Source organism: Mycetohabitans sp. B8, from assembly GCF_021991875.1.
Classification (GTDB): domain Bacteria; phylum Pseudomonadota; class Gammaproteobacteria; order Burkholderiales; family Burkholderiaceae; genus Mycetohabitans.
The window spans coordinates 485,001-500,221 of record NZ_JAHLKR010000016.1; the positions used below are offsets into that span (position 1 = coordinate 485,001).

Consider the following 15,221-nt stretch of genomic DNA (forward strand, 5'->3'; position numbering starts at 1 on the left):
GTGTCTGTCGCCTCACGCCCTTGCAGCCAAACTAGGGCAACTCCCGTTGCGACTATGAGTCCGTGTCTAATATAGCGTGGCGATGCGATTCAACTTATTACTGGATGTTCGCCCGCAGCTAGCGTTGCCGCCAGTTGAGGCTCCTGCACCGTCCACAGGCTATCGTCATCGGCCAGCGCCTCGAGCAACCGGCAGTAGTCGGTAAACATCGCGTCGACCTGCGCTGGCGCCAAGCAGTCGGCCGCGAGATCCCAGTGGATCAACAGCGCGTCTTGATGCTCGATGCTGAGATTGTCCAACGCCACCCCATGCGTGCGACTCGCGCTCTTGACCAACGTCGTTCCGGCAGGAAGATCCAATGGCCCTTGCGGATTAAGCCGGGTAAAAACCACAGGAAAATTCAGCTTCCGCGGTCGCTGCTTATCCGTGGCCACCTTACGCAGCGCCTGCAAGCCGCTGATCGCGCCGTGGCGTTGGTCCTCACTGAAGATTCGGTTAGAACGCCGAACCCGCTCGATGAAAGTCATCGGTTCGTCGTTAAAGTCGATCCAACTCAAATTCGTGAAGTCACCGACCAGCGCGTTGATCTCAGGATGTACCGCAGGCCTGTGCCAGCCTGGCGCCACCAAAGTAAAGGCCTGCTTGCTGCTATGCGCGGCAATACTCCACGCATAGGCAGAAATGAGTAGCGCGTCCGCTGAGATGCCTGCCTGCGTGATGCGATGACGTAGCGCTGGCCAGCAATCAAGGCGGTGCTCGTAGCCTAGATACCGACCATGGGCATCCTTGTCATTCACCAGCGGCCCCTGTGGCAGCAGGCGGAATTTTTCTTGCCAGTACGCAGCGGCGTTTTGCGCTGCTGGCGAGCGCCTGTATTGTCCAAGCGCTGCGATATAGTCACCGAAATTAATTGATAGCGGTGCCGGCGGGCAGCCATGGTAGAGGTCCAGTAACTGGCGAATCAACAGATCCCGACTGGGGAGGTCGGCAATCAGCAGGTCTATCGCTAAATGCACCAGGCTGCGCCGTCCGCCCAGCGGGCTGACTCGCAATTCGGCATAGGGCCAAGCCCCCAGTGCCGTTACCCGACCGAGCATCTCATCGGCAACCTGTACCACATCGACGCCCTGCTCGCTCAGTTCGAGTTGTAGTGGGGGCGCAGCCTCCATGAACTGCTGGGTCCCGCTAGGCAGAATCCGGGCTCGCAGCATTGGGTGGTGAGCCATCAATTGTCGCCAAGCCTGCTCCAACCGACTGATTTCAAGATCCTCTATGGCCACCGCCATATAGAGGTGCGAGCTGCTTTGCTTTGGGTAAAGCGAGCGGCTAAACGCATACGCCTGCTGTTGATCAGTCAACGCAAACGGTGTTTTTGGCGGCTCGCCCGGCGCCAGCATGAACGGCCCCGTATGCTCGGCGGTAGAAATGGGTAAGGGCTGCTCAACGACCGTGAGTCGCTCCACCAGTTCACCTGTTTTTAAAGCCTGCCAGTCAGCATCGCCGTCTGCCAACTTGTGCAACAAATGGCAGTAGTCAGAAAACAGTTGGTCAATCATGCCGTCCGGATAGCAGTCGATGGCGACGTCCCAACTGAAACTCAGCGCCCCCTCGCGCTCTCGCAGTTGATGATCGAGATTGATCTGCGGCGTTTGCGTGACACAGTAGTGCTGCGCGTCGCCAAAGCTGTCTGCGCCGCCGATCACGGGATTGTTAAGCATCGACGTAAATACCACCTCACCGCCGCTAAAATGCAACTGCTTGCCGCAGCGGCGCCGGGTTTCGCGCAGCGCGGTGACGCCGCTGACGCTCATATGGTCAATATCCTCGAGCAATTGGCGCTGAACCCGCTGCGCCAATTCAGCCAGGGTGTCTTCCCCCGTGTCAACGAAGGCAAAGAAATGGGTCGAGATGAACGGCCCCACTACACGATCAACCGCTGGATGTAAGGGAACACGGTTATAGAACGTGGAGATCAACGAAAATGCTTTGCCCGCATTGGCTTGCCTAAGGATTAAGCCAAACAGGGTCAGCAGCAACGCCGTCGCTGAGATTTGCAAAGCATCGCTCTGCTGTTTCAATCGCAGCCAGCGGCTTGGCTCCAACATCGAGGCCAATCGTCGTCTCTGGCGACCCGCTGGCCGCTGTGCCTTGGGCAAACACAAGCCTGGCGGCATCTGCGCCAGCTTGTCGACCCAGTATTGCAAATCACGCTGGTAGCATGGAGACTGTTTGAATGCCTCCAGCGACAACTGGTAGTCTCGGAATGACAAGCCGTGATCTGGCAGCTGTGCAGTGGGGTCCCGGTAAAGCATCAACCATTGTTGCAACAGTAAGTCCAAAGAAGTGGCGTCCACCACTAACTCGTCGATACTCAGGTGTACCCGGCTGTGCTGTTGATCTAGCAGCGAAACGCGGATTTCAAACAGCGGTTCCTGCCCCGGTAGATAGACATTGTGGGACATCGACGCACGAATGGCTGCCAACGCCAACTCGCGGCCGGCTGTGTTGATGCGTCGCAAATCGCGTGCTTTGATGCGATAAGAGGCCGACTCTCCGATTTGCTGGCGACCATCGTCGAGCAGCTTGACGCGCAACATCTCATGTCGGCTCATCAAGCGATTCCAAGCCTGATTAAGCCTGTAGACTTCGAGATCTGGCCAGTCAAATTCCAAATAGATATGGCAACCTACCCGCTCAGTCTCGGCCAGTAGCTTGCGCCCCGACAGAAAAGATTGTTGGATATCGTTGAGTGCAAAAGGCTGCCACTGATCGTTGGGTGCCATTTGCAACCGAGGTATCGAATGATTGTCGCCCTGTCCCACTAGGGGCGCCAGACGGGTTTCCACCTCGCCAAGGCTCAAATAGGGGCTCAATTGCGCTAACGATACAGATAGCTGCAACTGCTGCTCCAATTTGGCTTTAAGCCCGACTGCGGCCAGCGAGTTGAGGCCAAGGCTGGCCAGGCTACGCGATTCACATCCGTCAAGCGCTGTTAGCTCGCATCCGAGTAGCCCCGCCAGTATTTGCCGAAAACCTTGCGGTTGCGCTACACCTTCGCTTTGCTGGCAGGTCGCATCAGCCTGCCGCGGCGGCAGCCAGTGACGCGTCTTGGCAAAGACATAGCCAGGCAGACTGATGCGTCGTGGTTCACCGAGACGCGGCAACTTGAGCCAGTCCAGTTCAACGCCTTGCCGCCAGTAACTGGCCAGCGTTTGCAAATCGCAACGGGTCAACGCCAGGTCCACCTCGTCGCCGATCCCAGCCTGCAACGGATCGATCGCCATCGTGTCCGCATCGAGCAGCGTGATTTCATTCATCGACGCACGATCGAGTGCGTCGAGCTGCTGTTGTAACGATACGATGCTGTCAACCACGCAAGTCCAGCGGCATGCCATCGCAGTGCGACCCACTTGCAATGTATAAGCGATGTCAGCCAAGCACAGATTAGGCCGTTGGGCAATATAATGGCTTAGCCGCGCCGCCTGCTCCGTCAACCGCGCCGCATCCCATGCCGACAACAGGATCAACTGGGGCCCGACGCCATCCTGTATCGCACGCTGCGGTGCGATGTACTCCTCCACGACCAAGTGGGCATTGACGCCGCCGAAGCCGTAACTATTGATACTCGCCCGCCGCGGCAACTCAAGACCGTTCGCGTCCTTTGGTGCTGACCATGGGCGGCTGTCGGCCTGCAGCCGCAATTGGCGCGGATCCAACGTGATCGCGGGATTCAGTTGTGCATATCCCGGGATCCCGGGTAATTGCCGCTGCGCCACAGCGTCGATCACTTTGAACAACGCCGCCATGCCAAAAGCCAGTTCACAATGACCGATCACTGGCTTCAATGTACTGATCGTCCAAGGAACATCGTGGTCGTCGTCGCTCAATTCCGCTCGGGCTGCCTGAATCGCGGCGATCTCTATTGCATCGCCGAGCAACGAGCCGACGCCGTGCGCTTCCACGTAACTGACGCTGTTCGGCTCCACGTTGGCCCTGCGGTAGGCGGCAACGATCGCCGCTGTCATACTGTCTTGATTGGGCGCGGTCAGCGAAGCCCCTCTACCGCCGTGGCAAACGCCGCTACCCTTGAGCTTCAAATAGATGCGATCGCCGTCCCGCTCAGCGTCCGCCAGTGGCTTGAGCACCAGTACACCAACGCCTTCGGAACGCACATAGCCATCGGCCCCCGCTTGGAATGAGCGCGTTTGACCGTGCACGCTGAGGAAATCCATCAACCGATACCCTGCCGTTTCGTCAGGCGACAACAATAGGTTGACTGCGCCGATCAGCGCTTGTTGACACTCGCCGGCCTTGATCGCCTGCATCGCTCGATGTAACGCCACCAATGCCGATGAACAGGCCGTGTTGCAATATTCGCTCGGTCCGCGTAGATCCAGGATGTAAGAAAGCCGGTTCGCATACATGCACGCCGACGAAGACGTCAGCAGGAACGGGCTATCTTTGGGCATTTCAACGACTGCGCGATATTCACTCGGTGCGGCAGCAATAAATACACCGGTGGGGCTACGGGCTAGCTGCGCTGCTGGAATGCCGGCATCTTCAAGCGCCAGCCAAGCATGTTGTAATAGCAACCGCTGCTGGGGGTCCATCAGCGCCGCTTCCGCCGCCGACACGCCAAAAAATGAGTGATCAAAGCAATCGATATCGTCGATATAGCCGCCTGGGGACCCCGCATTGGCGCGCCCGGCCGGCGCCTCACGTATCTGACTGACACCGCTGCGTAGCGCCGCCCAAAAATCTTCCAGTTCCCCACCGGGGAAACAACCGCTGATGCCGATGATCGCAAAATCATCGTGGTCTTCAGTTGACGTGAATGGCCGTTTTTGCGGTGACGTGTGGGTGGATTTGGGGGGGAGTACGTTGCTGCCACTCGATGACGGCGCCTGCCCTTCCAAACGTTCTTTGAGTGCCGCAACTATCTTGTCGATGCTGTTATGGCGAAAGAAAAATGTTGACTCCAGCGTGAGTCCAAACATCGGTCCCAGTTGCTCACCCAGCGCGAGAAGATCAGCTGAATCGAGTCCCAACTCCATCAAGCTGTGGTGCGGCGACAGCCGGCTGTCTTCCGATTGGCCCAAGCATCGATTGACTCCGTGACGCACGGCGTCATCGATTGATACCGTCGACAACGCCACCGGCGCTGTGGTCAGCTGCAATTCTTGACGCTGGCGGCTGGCCAGATCGTAATGCACCAGCACGCCGTAACCCGAGTTGTCATGATCAGCCGGACGATAACCTGCCACCAGCCGCTCGATCCGTGCGCCGTGAAGCTCATGAAAACGCAGTACTGGGTCCAGCAGGATTCCCCGCTCGTCACGACTGTGGATATAGTCACTCAAAGGAATTTGCCGATGCTTCGGATAGTCCTTGCAACGGGTCACACCCACCACAGTATCAACACCGTTGAGCACAGTGCAGTATTGCAGCATGAACTCCAGCAACTGATCGCCGTATCCGCTGTACTGATGGGCTGGCAAGATGTTCAGGCTCTGGATCTGGACTATGTTGCCTTCGGTATGATAAAGCTGATCGACGGTCGCGAAATTGACCCCGAAAAGACCCTCAATTTTCGTGATCCGCTGTGAATAAATCACGCCGACCACCTCGCCATCGAGTTCCAGCGCTAACTGTCCAGCTGACCACTGACTCAGCCGGCGACGCAGGATCGGCTCGTCAACCCTTGCGCCTTCCGGCCAACAAGCCTTTTCCAGCATCAACAGTGCAGGCAGGTCATCGAGGGTCGCATAGCGGATACGATATTCTCTGGCCTGGTAGCAACCCAGGGTCGCGTCGCAGTCGGCCTGATCCCGAGGCAACTTGTGCAACATTCCCGGTTTCGCAAACAACCCAGCACCGGCCAACGCCATCAAGTAATGGACCGCTTCAACTCCGTAATGATAAGCAAAGCGATCAGCCAGGGCGCCACCAGGGCGCCAGTGTCTTTCACTAAGGACTACCAAATGGCTGCCAGCTAAAGCAGCCAGGCAATCAAAATATGCTTGCAGGCTACCCATCACACTGGCGCCATCCGCCACCAAGCCGTTGGAGCGGATGTAATAGCGTTGTAGCGCCAGTTGCGATTGCGGCACCGGCGTCGTCCCCGGTTCTTTGAGATTTTGCTGGCCGACACCTAGCCACAGCACCCGCTCGCTCGCCCCGACTCCAGCGTCTTCAAGGCGTCGTCGAAGTGCCGCCAGATCGCCCCACACTACGTCATCCAGCACTAGCAGCCGTAGTGGCAAGCTATCCAGCATCTTGCCTCGGGCAGTATGTTGGCGAATCCATTGCCACACGTCATCCAGTGAACCGTTGGGACGGCGACCGAATTCAACGATCCAGTCTGGCTGCTCGGCCAACGGCTGAGCATCAAAGATCGTGCCTAACAACTGTTCAAGGGCTGGCTGGTCGCCGCGCCAGATCTGCCGCTCACCCGCCTCCTTGAGCCACCGCGATGCTGTAGTCCATCGCTCTCCCTTTCCAAACAATACATCATCGAGAGTCGACGGTAGGCTGGCGTAGTCAACCAGGAACGACTCGCTCAACAACTGAGACAATAGCGCTCGCCGCATTGGGTTAAGCGTCCATTCCTGCTCATCACTGCGTTGAATCCACTGTCGGGCAAGCAGGAAATCTGTTAGCTGATGCACCCACTTCGGGCTCATTCGGCCACTGTCGACACGTCGTGGATTCACCCTTCCGGTGCCGTGGTCGATCGCATCGCTCAACGTCATCTGGCGCAATATCACCAACGCCAACAAATCGTCGAGGCTGCGAACCAGTGCAGGGCAATGCACATTCCAGTCCAACGCTGACAGCGACAACCAGCACGACAGCTGCGACAAGTCTGCTTTGATGGGCTCACGCTCGGGCGCTAGCCACGCAAAAAGTTCGTCGATCCGATCCGGCAAGGCTTGGGCAGCACTCGCCGGACTGCGTAAAAAATACTCATCATCGTTTGACTGGCTCAGCCAGCCAAACGCCTTCAGTCCATCAAACGCAACCCGTAATGGGCCGACATTGACGGACGCCGTTGGGGAAAACTGTTCAAGCTCAAACGGCTGGCCAATCTCACGACGGGAGATCAGCCGACGACTTTCGAGACTAAGAACGATAGAAAGAAAAAACAGATGATCGGTAAAAGTGACCACCATCAAATATTTCCATAGTAATGATTCATTTATTAGCTAAAACATAGCCTAAAAGCCATGTTGTTTCAATGGTTTTTGAAACAACAACGATATACCGTTGGCATGCTCAAAATCATGCAGCGCGCGAATAATCTGTCGGTTAAAGAAAGGTTCAGCGAAGTTCGACAAAATATTTGCTTTATGACAATAAATAGTGTAGGACCCTAATTCGCCTTCGAAGCCATAAGCGCTGCGTATGCGTGGTACTGACTATGTCTGCAAAATCAAGCAACAACACCCGATTCCAGCAGTGCGTGGACTCGCTCCTCATCGTTGACTACGATTTCTCGTAGGTTGCACCATCGCATGTCGGCAACGCTCGCCCTAGCGCTTTACATAGACATCGTCACGGTTGTGCGACATGCACTGATATCGTGTCGCAACAATAACCACATCGATATACTTAGATACCCCGATACGGTTTGCGCACAGATAGCGCGACACTGCGACACGCATGGGCAATCGTGTGCATCGCAAAAGGCTGCTGTTTTTTTGAACACATCGCGCGCTGCGTGGAGTGAGTGTCGAGCGCGAACTGACGAGACACCGACGCTCAACGTGTAGGCAAGCGATGGTTTGCAGCGACGAATGTACACAAAGCCTCTAAATTGTGCAGGACCGCAAAATGCGTTTTGGCTAGAATATTTCTTCTCTGCACCCCCACATCCTAGGACAAACACATGCCGTACCTCTGCAAAGGGCAAAAAACTTCCGTTGTTTTTATGTTTCCAGGCCAAGGCTGCCAGTTCTACCAGATGGGACGGGAGCTCTATCAAAACAATTCGGTGTTCCACCGCTGGATGAACGAAGTCGATGAGCTCATTCGCGCGGAGCTTGGGCATTCGTTAATTGCCGGAATTTACGATGCCAATAACGCACGTTCTAAGACGTTCGATGATATTCGCATTAGCCATCCAGCCATCTTCATGGTGGAGTATGCACTTGGCAAAACGCTGATCGAGCAGCAGATCAAGCCCGACTATCTACTCGGCACCAGTCTCGGAGAACTTGCCGCCGCCGCTCTTGCAGAGGCGCTGCCACTGTCCGACGCCATTCGTTTTGTGACCCACCAGGGTCAGCTATTTCACCGTCGTCAGTCTCCGGCCACTGAAGGTGCGATGCTGGCGATTCTCTGCGATGAATCGCTCTACCAGCAAACGCCTCTACTCCATGATCATTGTGATATTGCGGCCTATAACGCTAAATCGCTGATCGTCATCGCCGGCCAATCCGCCCGGATTGCAGACGCTGAACGCTACCTCAGCAGTCAAGATATCGTGTTCCAACGCCTGCCAGTCAAACAGGCTTTTCACTCCCGCCATATCGATTTCCTTAAACCGGAGGTCGATGTGTTAGCTAGTGAACTGCGCTTACGGCCCACGCAGATCCCGGTGATCTCCTGCCACAATACCGAGACCTTAAATCAGCTCACGACTGATCACTTTTGGCGGACCCTCCGCGAACCGATTCGCTTTTCTCAAACACTGACGCGGATCGAGCGGGAAGCCGCCGAGCGTGGTGAGTCAATGATCTACTTGGATCTCGGCCCCAGCGGCACGCTAGCCAACCTCATCAAACAAAATATCCGTGACCGTCAGGTGCCGCAGACTTTCGCTGTGCTCAGCCCGTTCGGCCGTGACCTCGAAAAATTTGATGAAACACTGGCGCTCGGAAGGACGCTACAACCGCTACCAGCAAGTGCGACCGCACCAACACAACAAACGCCCCAGCAAGTACAGCCATTTGCGCGGCCAGCATCGCAGCAAGTTCAGCAGCCAGTCCACGTGGCGCAGCAGCCGTCAACGCGGCCAGCGAATGGCCCGAAACGCGTCTACGTCTTTCCTGGCCAGGGATCGCAACGCGTCGGCATGGGAACGGAACTGTTTGAGCAGTTTCCTGATCATGTTGCGCAGGCCGATGAAATCCTTGGCTATTCGTTAAAAACGCTTTGCTTGGAAGATCCAGCTCGCCAGTTGTCCCACACCCAATATACTCAGCCAGCGCTCTACACCGTCAGTGCCCTAGCCTTCCTAAGCAAGCAGCAACAAAATCCTTATCAACCAGATTACCTTGCCGGCCATAGCCTAGGCGAATACTGCGCACTCTTTGCGGCTGGAGCCTTCTCGTTCGAAACTGGCTTGAAACTGGTCAAGAAACGTGGCGAATTAATGGCGCGCGCCACCGGCGGGAGCATGGCTGCGGTCATCGGTCCCTCCCCAACAGAAATCAATTCGCTACTATCTCAGCATGGCTTGAATGCTCTGGATGTGGCCAACTACAACTCACCGACCCAAGTCGTCCTTGCTGGCCCCGTTGAAGCCCTTAGCCAAGCCAAAGAGATCTTCCAGGAGCTGAAAATCACGGTTATTCCCCTGTCAGTCAGCGCTCCGTTTCATTCCCGTTATATGCAGGGCGCGATGGAGGAGTTTAGCGAATATCTGAAGCAGTTTAGTTATTCGCCGCTGCAAATACCCGTGATATCCAATATTCATGCTGCTCCCTACCGGGATAGCGAACTGATCGATAACCTCACCCGGCAGATCTGCGGATCCGTGCGGTGGGTAGAGACCGTTCAGTATTTGATTCGCCAAGGGGAGTGTGAGTTCGAAGAACTTGGACCAGGGAATGTGTTGACTAAATTAATCAACAGTATCCGCGCCACGTCAACTCCTGTTTGAAAAAAGCCGCTGATCATAGCTCACTGCTCTGATCGCGGCATTTCCTCACACTCTTTTTCCATATTGGAGAAGCAGTGATGGTGCGGCTCAATCATTCAAGCCGCTCCATCACAAGCATGGCGAATAATGTGGGCTGAAATCTACAGGGCCAGCCCACCTCCGACGCCGCGAAAACTGTCCAATCCAAAATAAAAAATTACGCAGTCTTTTTAAGACGCCAAAATTTGTACGCTAAGTGGCCATTTTTATAAGCCTTCAGGCCACTATCGTCAAAGAAGTGGAACATCGTATCGAATGCATGATACACGTCGGCCGGTAGAAGGCTATGCTGCTGCTTTTTTTCATTCACCAAAGCCTTGAGTACGTGCTTTAGGTGGCCTTGCTCGCTTTCAAAAGCTCTAGCCACTCCTGCAGAAATGTCAATATGATCCTCTACTTTAAATTGGGCGTTGCGGATCATTGCGTGATGCTGCTCTAATACGTTAGTGAAAAAATCAACGCCTATCTTATCTTTTTCGGACAACACATCCTGATTGTCGCCCTTCATGGTATCGGCATAAAAAAACAAACCGTCTTTTTTCAGTACCCGCCGCACTTCCTCACCAAACCTATTCATGTCTGGATAACAGTGGGACGACTCGATGTTGACCACCACGTCAAATTCTTCATCGGCAAAGGGTAAATCCATCGCATCGCCGTTAATAAAAGACAGTCCGTCAAGACGATGCACCTGATTACAAAACTCGATATGCGCTGGGCAGAAGTCCAGCCCGGTTACCGATGCGGCGCCAGCATATCTGGCAAGGTAAGAACAGTTCCCCCCTCTTCCCGATCCCACTTCAAGAACCTTTTTACCGCGCAAATCGGCATCACCTAAAATGGTTCGGATTAAGTTAGCCGAGCATTTCTGCTCAAGGTCCGCCTCTTTGATCCAGTCAAAGTTGCTGCGATCGTCCAGATAGCCGTAGTTCAGAAAAGTTAGACGGCCATCGGGAAACATCCGAGTCATCATGTCATACCATTGGCTGATCGGCGATACGTCTTTTTCTGAGGAAATTTCCATTCTTTACCTCGTTCTTGAAATGATTATTGGAATTCTCATCATAACCCAATGAGCCAAAACGTTCCAGCTAGATCATTTGACTTGTGCAGCAGTTCGATCTCATCCAAGCCGACCACATATGTGAGCGTGACCGATTTGTTGTGGACGACCCAAATCACGTACAGCGTGCTCGCGCGTTCCATGCGTCGTTAACACACAAAACCATTCAAAGAGCCATGGTGGGGCACGAAACTCGCGCTCATCGCCCTGTTCAACTGCTTCCAGTCGATCAGATCGGTAGGGCGAACCAACGGATACTTCAAGCTAATCTGCTCGCGCAGCGGTTGGCGAAAGAAATTTCCCCCTGGCACCGGCGTCCTCGGACCCCTCCACACGTCGTCAGGATTTGCAGGTTTCACGCCTCAATATGCCCGCTCTTTGCAAGTTCCACAACACCATTTCGATCTCGCAGCCTGGCTGCATAGGCTTTCCTGGATTATTTAGTACCCGCTATTAAGATGTCGGAACTCCCGGCATAGGTCTGGCCGCCCTCTGCTATCGGCATTTGCCGCATCTGGTCTTCAATCTGTTGCTGGGTGTATTGCCACCACCTTTCTCCGCAAGTTGCTGGGCCAACGTCTTTTCCCGCGGATGCAACTGCCGATTGAAGCGTAGATCTTTTACCTCGACTGATCTTTTTGAGCCCCATCTTTCTTTTTGTAACTTTTCCGCGCTTCGAGGTATATTATGTCATGTTGAATCGCTAGAAATTTTTCGGGCTTATCGTTCAGGGGAACAAAAAAACCCACTGCGACCTCATCCAATTCAGTAATGCCGAAAGCAAAAAACCAAGAACAGCAGAAAGTAGAAATTTCAATGTGGGTTCTTTATATACTAGCCAGGCAGTCAGCAATACACCAAGAAATAGTGTCGATTTTAACCAGTAAAAAAACTTCTCTCGCTTCAATTCCAGATCGCTCCTACCAAACATCAACCAAGTGATCGTAAGCGATACAAGTGAGATAATTACGATCCCTACCTCTAGAATCACTGATCGCCCCCTTAAGTTTGTTAATTGTGTTTTGAATCCCCCACCAAGAATTCGAGGCAGGATCGAAGAATGGATCGACTGCTCCGCCCAGCCCTATCGAATTTCCAAAAAGAATTTCAATCTTCACTTAAATTGATTCACTCAACCTTAACCCTTAATTTCTTCTTTAAGCCCATTGAATACAGGACCATACAAAGGGTATCGTTCAGAAGCAAATTAATCTTTCAAATCTACGATACTATCCACAGCTTAATTTTAAGCTTAAGCTTCAGGATTCGGTCTCCCGATCTTTTCAATCATTCCCGCACTGAGTCCTATTGCCGATGCACCAAAAGTCGGTGTCCTAGCGGCAGGAGCATACGTCGAAGGTACAGCCGCAATCGCACCCGTTGCCGCGCCAAACCGACCAACTGTCGTCGATACAACCGCAGCGGTATTTGCAATCTATTCATTTGGCAAATCCGGCGGGTAGTAGAGTACCCCGGCTGGTGCAGTCCCGCTGCATATTCGGCTGTCGCACAGGGCTTTACCAGGGGCTTAAGCGCATACTTTCACAGATCCCACCTCTAGTCGTGTTGGCGCCGACGTGTAGCTCATGTTATTGTCGTACTTGCAATGCCTCGGTACAGTGCCGGTGCCACCTACCTTGCCTACCTCACCCGTAACACCTCTAGCTATTGACCGACCCGCTTTCTGTCATACAGCCAAGCACCAACACCACCTACAACTGTTGCAAACAATATTAGCTTGCACCAGGCGTACATCCTTGCCAAGTCCGGCAATTAATAAACTGAGGAATTACGCATCCAAACAATTATTAGAATCACACAAAATTCAGCACTCAATGCCAAGATAATTAATGTTCTAATAATATTAGAATGTACATAAATAATGCCCAAATATCACAACTCATTCTTTCTGTCATTTTTTCGGTTTATGGTAATCAAGTGTCTTATCCATAGCATGATTGACCCCTTCTGAAAACGCTGCCCCTCCAATGGCACCGAGAGTTGAAGGCAACACGCTTATCACGTACGCAATCAAGACCATTCCTGAGATGCAACAAAATAAATAAATCCAGCACGGGTAGCAAACGCCCTGTCATTCTTCTTTCCGGAGATCAGCTTCATCTACTGGCAGGCCTAGTTTAGCATCACCTCACCTATTATCACTCTTAAACCATGGGCCAAATTTCTTAGGTTCGTCGCTCAACATTCCCCCCTTGCGCAGATGCTTTGGCAGCACTCTAATCAGCCAAATGCTCATTACTATAAATAGTAGCAGCCCAATCAGTAGCATCACCTTGTTATCATCTAACCGGAAAGCTGTTCGGCATAATCCCGCAACTATAAATGACCAGAACCCAGCACCAACAAACGAAAATAAACTGACCGTTCCACATATCTCCAAAATCGCGCAAAGTCGTCGCCAGTTCATTTTCTCTCTCCATCGTCGAACGCGAAGCAGACTCAATTGCTTTTTCTATACTCTTGCCAACACCATAACCAAATGACGATGCAACACCAGCGGCAATACCACTGAACATCACGCTGTCGCTTTTACCATACAACTTGTTATTAATAACTGTACTCGCAGCTCCACTCACGGCATTGACTCCGACATTCCAACCAAGGCCACCATATACGCCAACTGGCCCAACCATTCTCGCGGCGGCTACATTTACCAGATTAATGTCACCGTTTTGCAGATATTGCAATCCAGCATTGATACCGCCACTGATAATGCCAGTTCCCACAGGTGACGCCCACATGCCGGAACCCAACGCCCCCTCGCTGCTAAAAATCGGCGTTCCTGGCAACGCAGCAACTGGGCCTCCTACCGCAATCGCGGCCGCGCCAGCCGCTGCGCCCAGCGTCTGTTTTGCAATCACCTCGCGACTAGCCACATCGCGATTCATTGACGCATTGATGGCCTCTGGTGAGGGCGCGTTAAGCCCCATGCCGTCTGGATAATACCCTACATATATACCCGGATCAGCCTTCTGTTCCGGCGTCGCATAAAACATATAGCCTGGTCCGCTGTCACCGTCTGCCGGCAACATCCCGTGCGCTTGTCTCAGGAATGCGTGGGCCCGTTGATTCCATTCGCCTGGCGAGCCATTCTGCACTTAGCCTCAGCGTCGACAAAATCGTTCTTGTTGCTCTTCACGAAAGGCCGCACGTATTGCGGCGAAATGAGTTTGACCTGATGCCCGAACGTAGCCAGCTTGCGCGCCATATGATGAGCGCCGGCACACGCTTGCATGACGAGCGTGCAGGTGTGAAACGCGGCGAAGAACTCGACCAGCTGTTTGCGGTTCACCTTCTTGCGAAACACCGCCTTTGCGCGTCGGTCCTGACCGTGAAGGTGAAACGAATGCTTGCCCAAATCGATTCCAACCAGCGTCACCTCTTGCATGATGGCCTCTCTAAAAAGAAATACCCTATAAGCGTAACCCTCGCTCGTGGGGTGGGGATGACCATCTCATTATTCCGGATACGTCCCTCAGGTGGTGAGTTAGTTCAGCAGCCAACATGCGTTCGGCCAGCCGCTTCTTGAGCTGCCCAGCTAACCCGGATTCTGCGAGTATCGATTCGGCATATTTATCCTGGACCTGCGCCAGTAGCTGATCGATCAACTCATCCGAAAGTAGCTTCGGGGCTTTGCTCTTCTTGCTCGTGCTCATCACATCGGTCACGGGTCTTTCCTTTCGGTATCTTCTCATGACTTCTTGCACACAAAATTCTGACAGGCTCGAATTCGGACGATTCATCCCATCATACGCTCCTATCTTTAACGGAGCTTGAGATCGCAATCCTCCAATAGCGAAGAAGGGATTTGCGCCATCATATGCAGCGTCACCCCATATTAGATTTTTTAGGGCTCTCACTTGAACCACGGACCGAATTTCTTCGGATCGTCGCTCAGCATCCCCGATTTACCTAACGTTTTTGGCAAATACTTCACAAACACGGCGAACAAAACAATAAATAACGGCAAACCTATCAACAAAATCACTTCGGTATCGCCAAGACCAAGCACTACGCGACAAATCCCTGCGACCAAGAAAGACCAACATCCCGCCCCGCCCAAGGCAACACCACCTATTACTCCATATATTTGAGTGGCTGCATACAATCTGCGCCAATTCACTTCTTATCTCCCATGACCTGCCGAACGTCATGGACGACCGCGGCCCCTTTCGAACCAACGCCAAAGAGCAGCCCCCCTGCGTCGTACCA

Annotated in this window: 6 protein-coding genes and 3 pseudogenes; 1 reads left to right on the forward strand and 8 read right to left on the reverse strand. The window is 53.4% G+C overall.

Going from position 1 to position 15,221, the window contains the following annotated elements; genetic code table 11:
* Positions 1-89: 89 nt before the first annotated feature.
* On the reverse strand, positions 90-7,172 hold the full coding sequence (locus tag KQH60_RS07950; RefSeq protein ID WP_237575928.1) for a GNAT family N-acetyltransferase: 7,083 nt from the start codon (positions 7,170-7,172) through the stop codon (positions 90-92).
* Positions 7,173-7,888: 716 nt separating this feature from the next.
* On the opposite strand from KQH60_RS07950, the gene fabD reads away from it, so the two are divergent.
* On the forward strand, positions 7,889-9,886 hold the full coding sequence (gene fabD, locus KQH60_RS07955) for an ACP S-malonyltransferase (protein ID WP_237575929.1): 1,998 nt from the start codon (positions 7,889-7,891) through the stop codon (positions 9,884-9,886).
* Between the two features lie 196 nt (positions 9,887-10,082).
* Here the strand turns inward: fabD and KQH60_RS07960 are convergent, their stop codons facing one another.
* The 7 genes and pseudogenes from KQH60_RS07960 to KQH60_RS07990 form a co-directional block, all read right to left on the reverse strand.
* Entirely contained in the window at positions 10,083-10,949 is an 867-nt protein-coding gene (locus tag KQH60_RS07960; protein WP_237575930.1) for a class I SAM-dependent methyltransferase, read from the reverse strand.
* A gap of 38 nt (positions 10,950-10,987) precedes the next feature.
* Positions 10,988-11,131: a hypothetical protein gene (locus KQH60_RS07965; RefSeq protein WP_237575931.1), complete on the reverse strand. Its 144-nt coding sequence runs from the start codon at positions 11,129-11,131 to the stop codon at positions 10,988-10,990.
* Positions 11,132-11,161: 30 nt separating this feature from the next.
* Positions 11,162-11,323 (reverse strand): annotated as a pseudogene (locus KQH60_RS15030) (IS5/IS1182 family transposase); the annotation flags it as partial.
* 1,965 nt (positions 11,324-13,288) lie between these two features.
* The gene (locus KQH60_RS07975) at positions 13,289-14,005 is read right to left on the reverse strand and encodes a hypothetical protein (protein ID WP_237575932.1); all 717 of its coding nucleotides are present in this window, start codon (positions 14,003-14,005) and stop codon (positions 13,289-13,291) included.
* A gap of 104 nt (positions 14,006-14,109) precedes the next feature.
* A pseudogene (locus KQH60_RS07980) lies at positions 14,110-14,397 on the reverse strand (IS110 family transposase); the annotation flags it as partial.
* 88 nt (positions 14,398-14,485) lie between these two features.
* A pseudogene (locus KQH60_RS07985) lies at positions 14,486-14,665 on the reverse strand (IS256 family transposase); the annotation flags it as partial.
* Positions 14,666-14,865: 200 nt separating this feature from the next.
* Positions 14,866-15,132, reverse strand: a complete 267-nt coding sequence (locus KQH60_RS07990; protein WP_237575933.1) for a hypothetical protein — start codon at positions 15,130-15,132, stop codon at positions 14,866-14,868.
* Between the last annotated feature and the right edge of the window lie 89 nt (positions 15,133-15,221).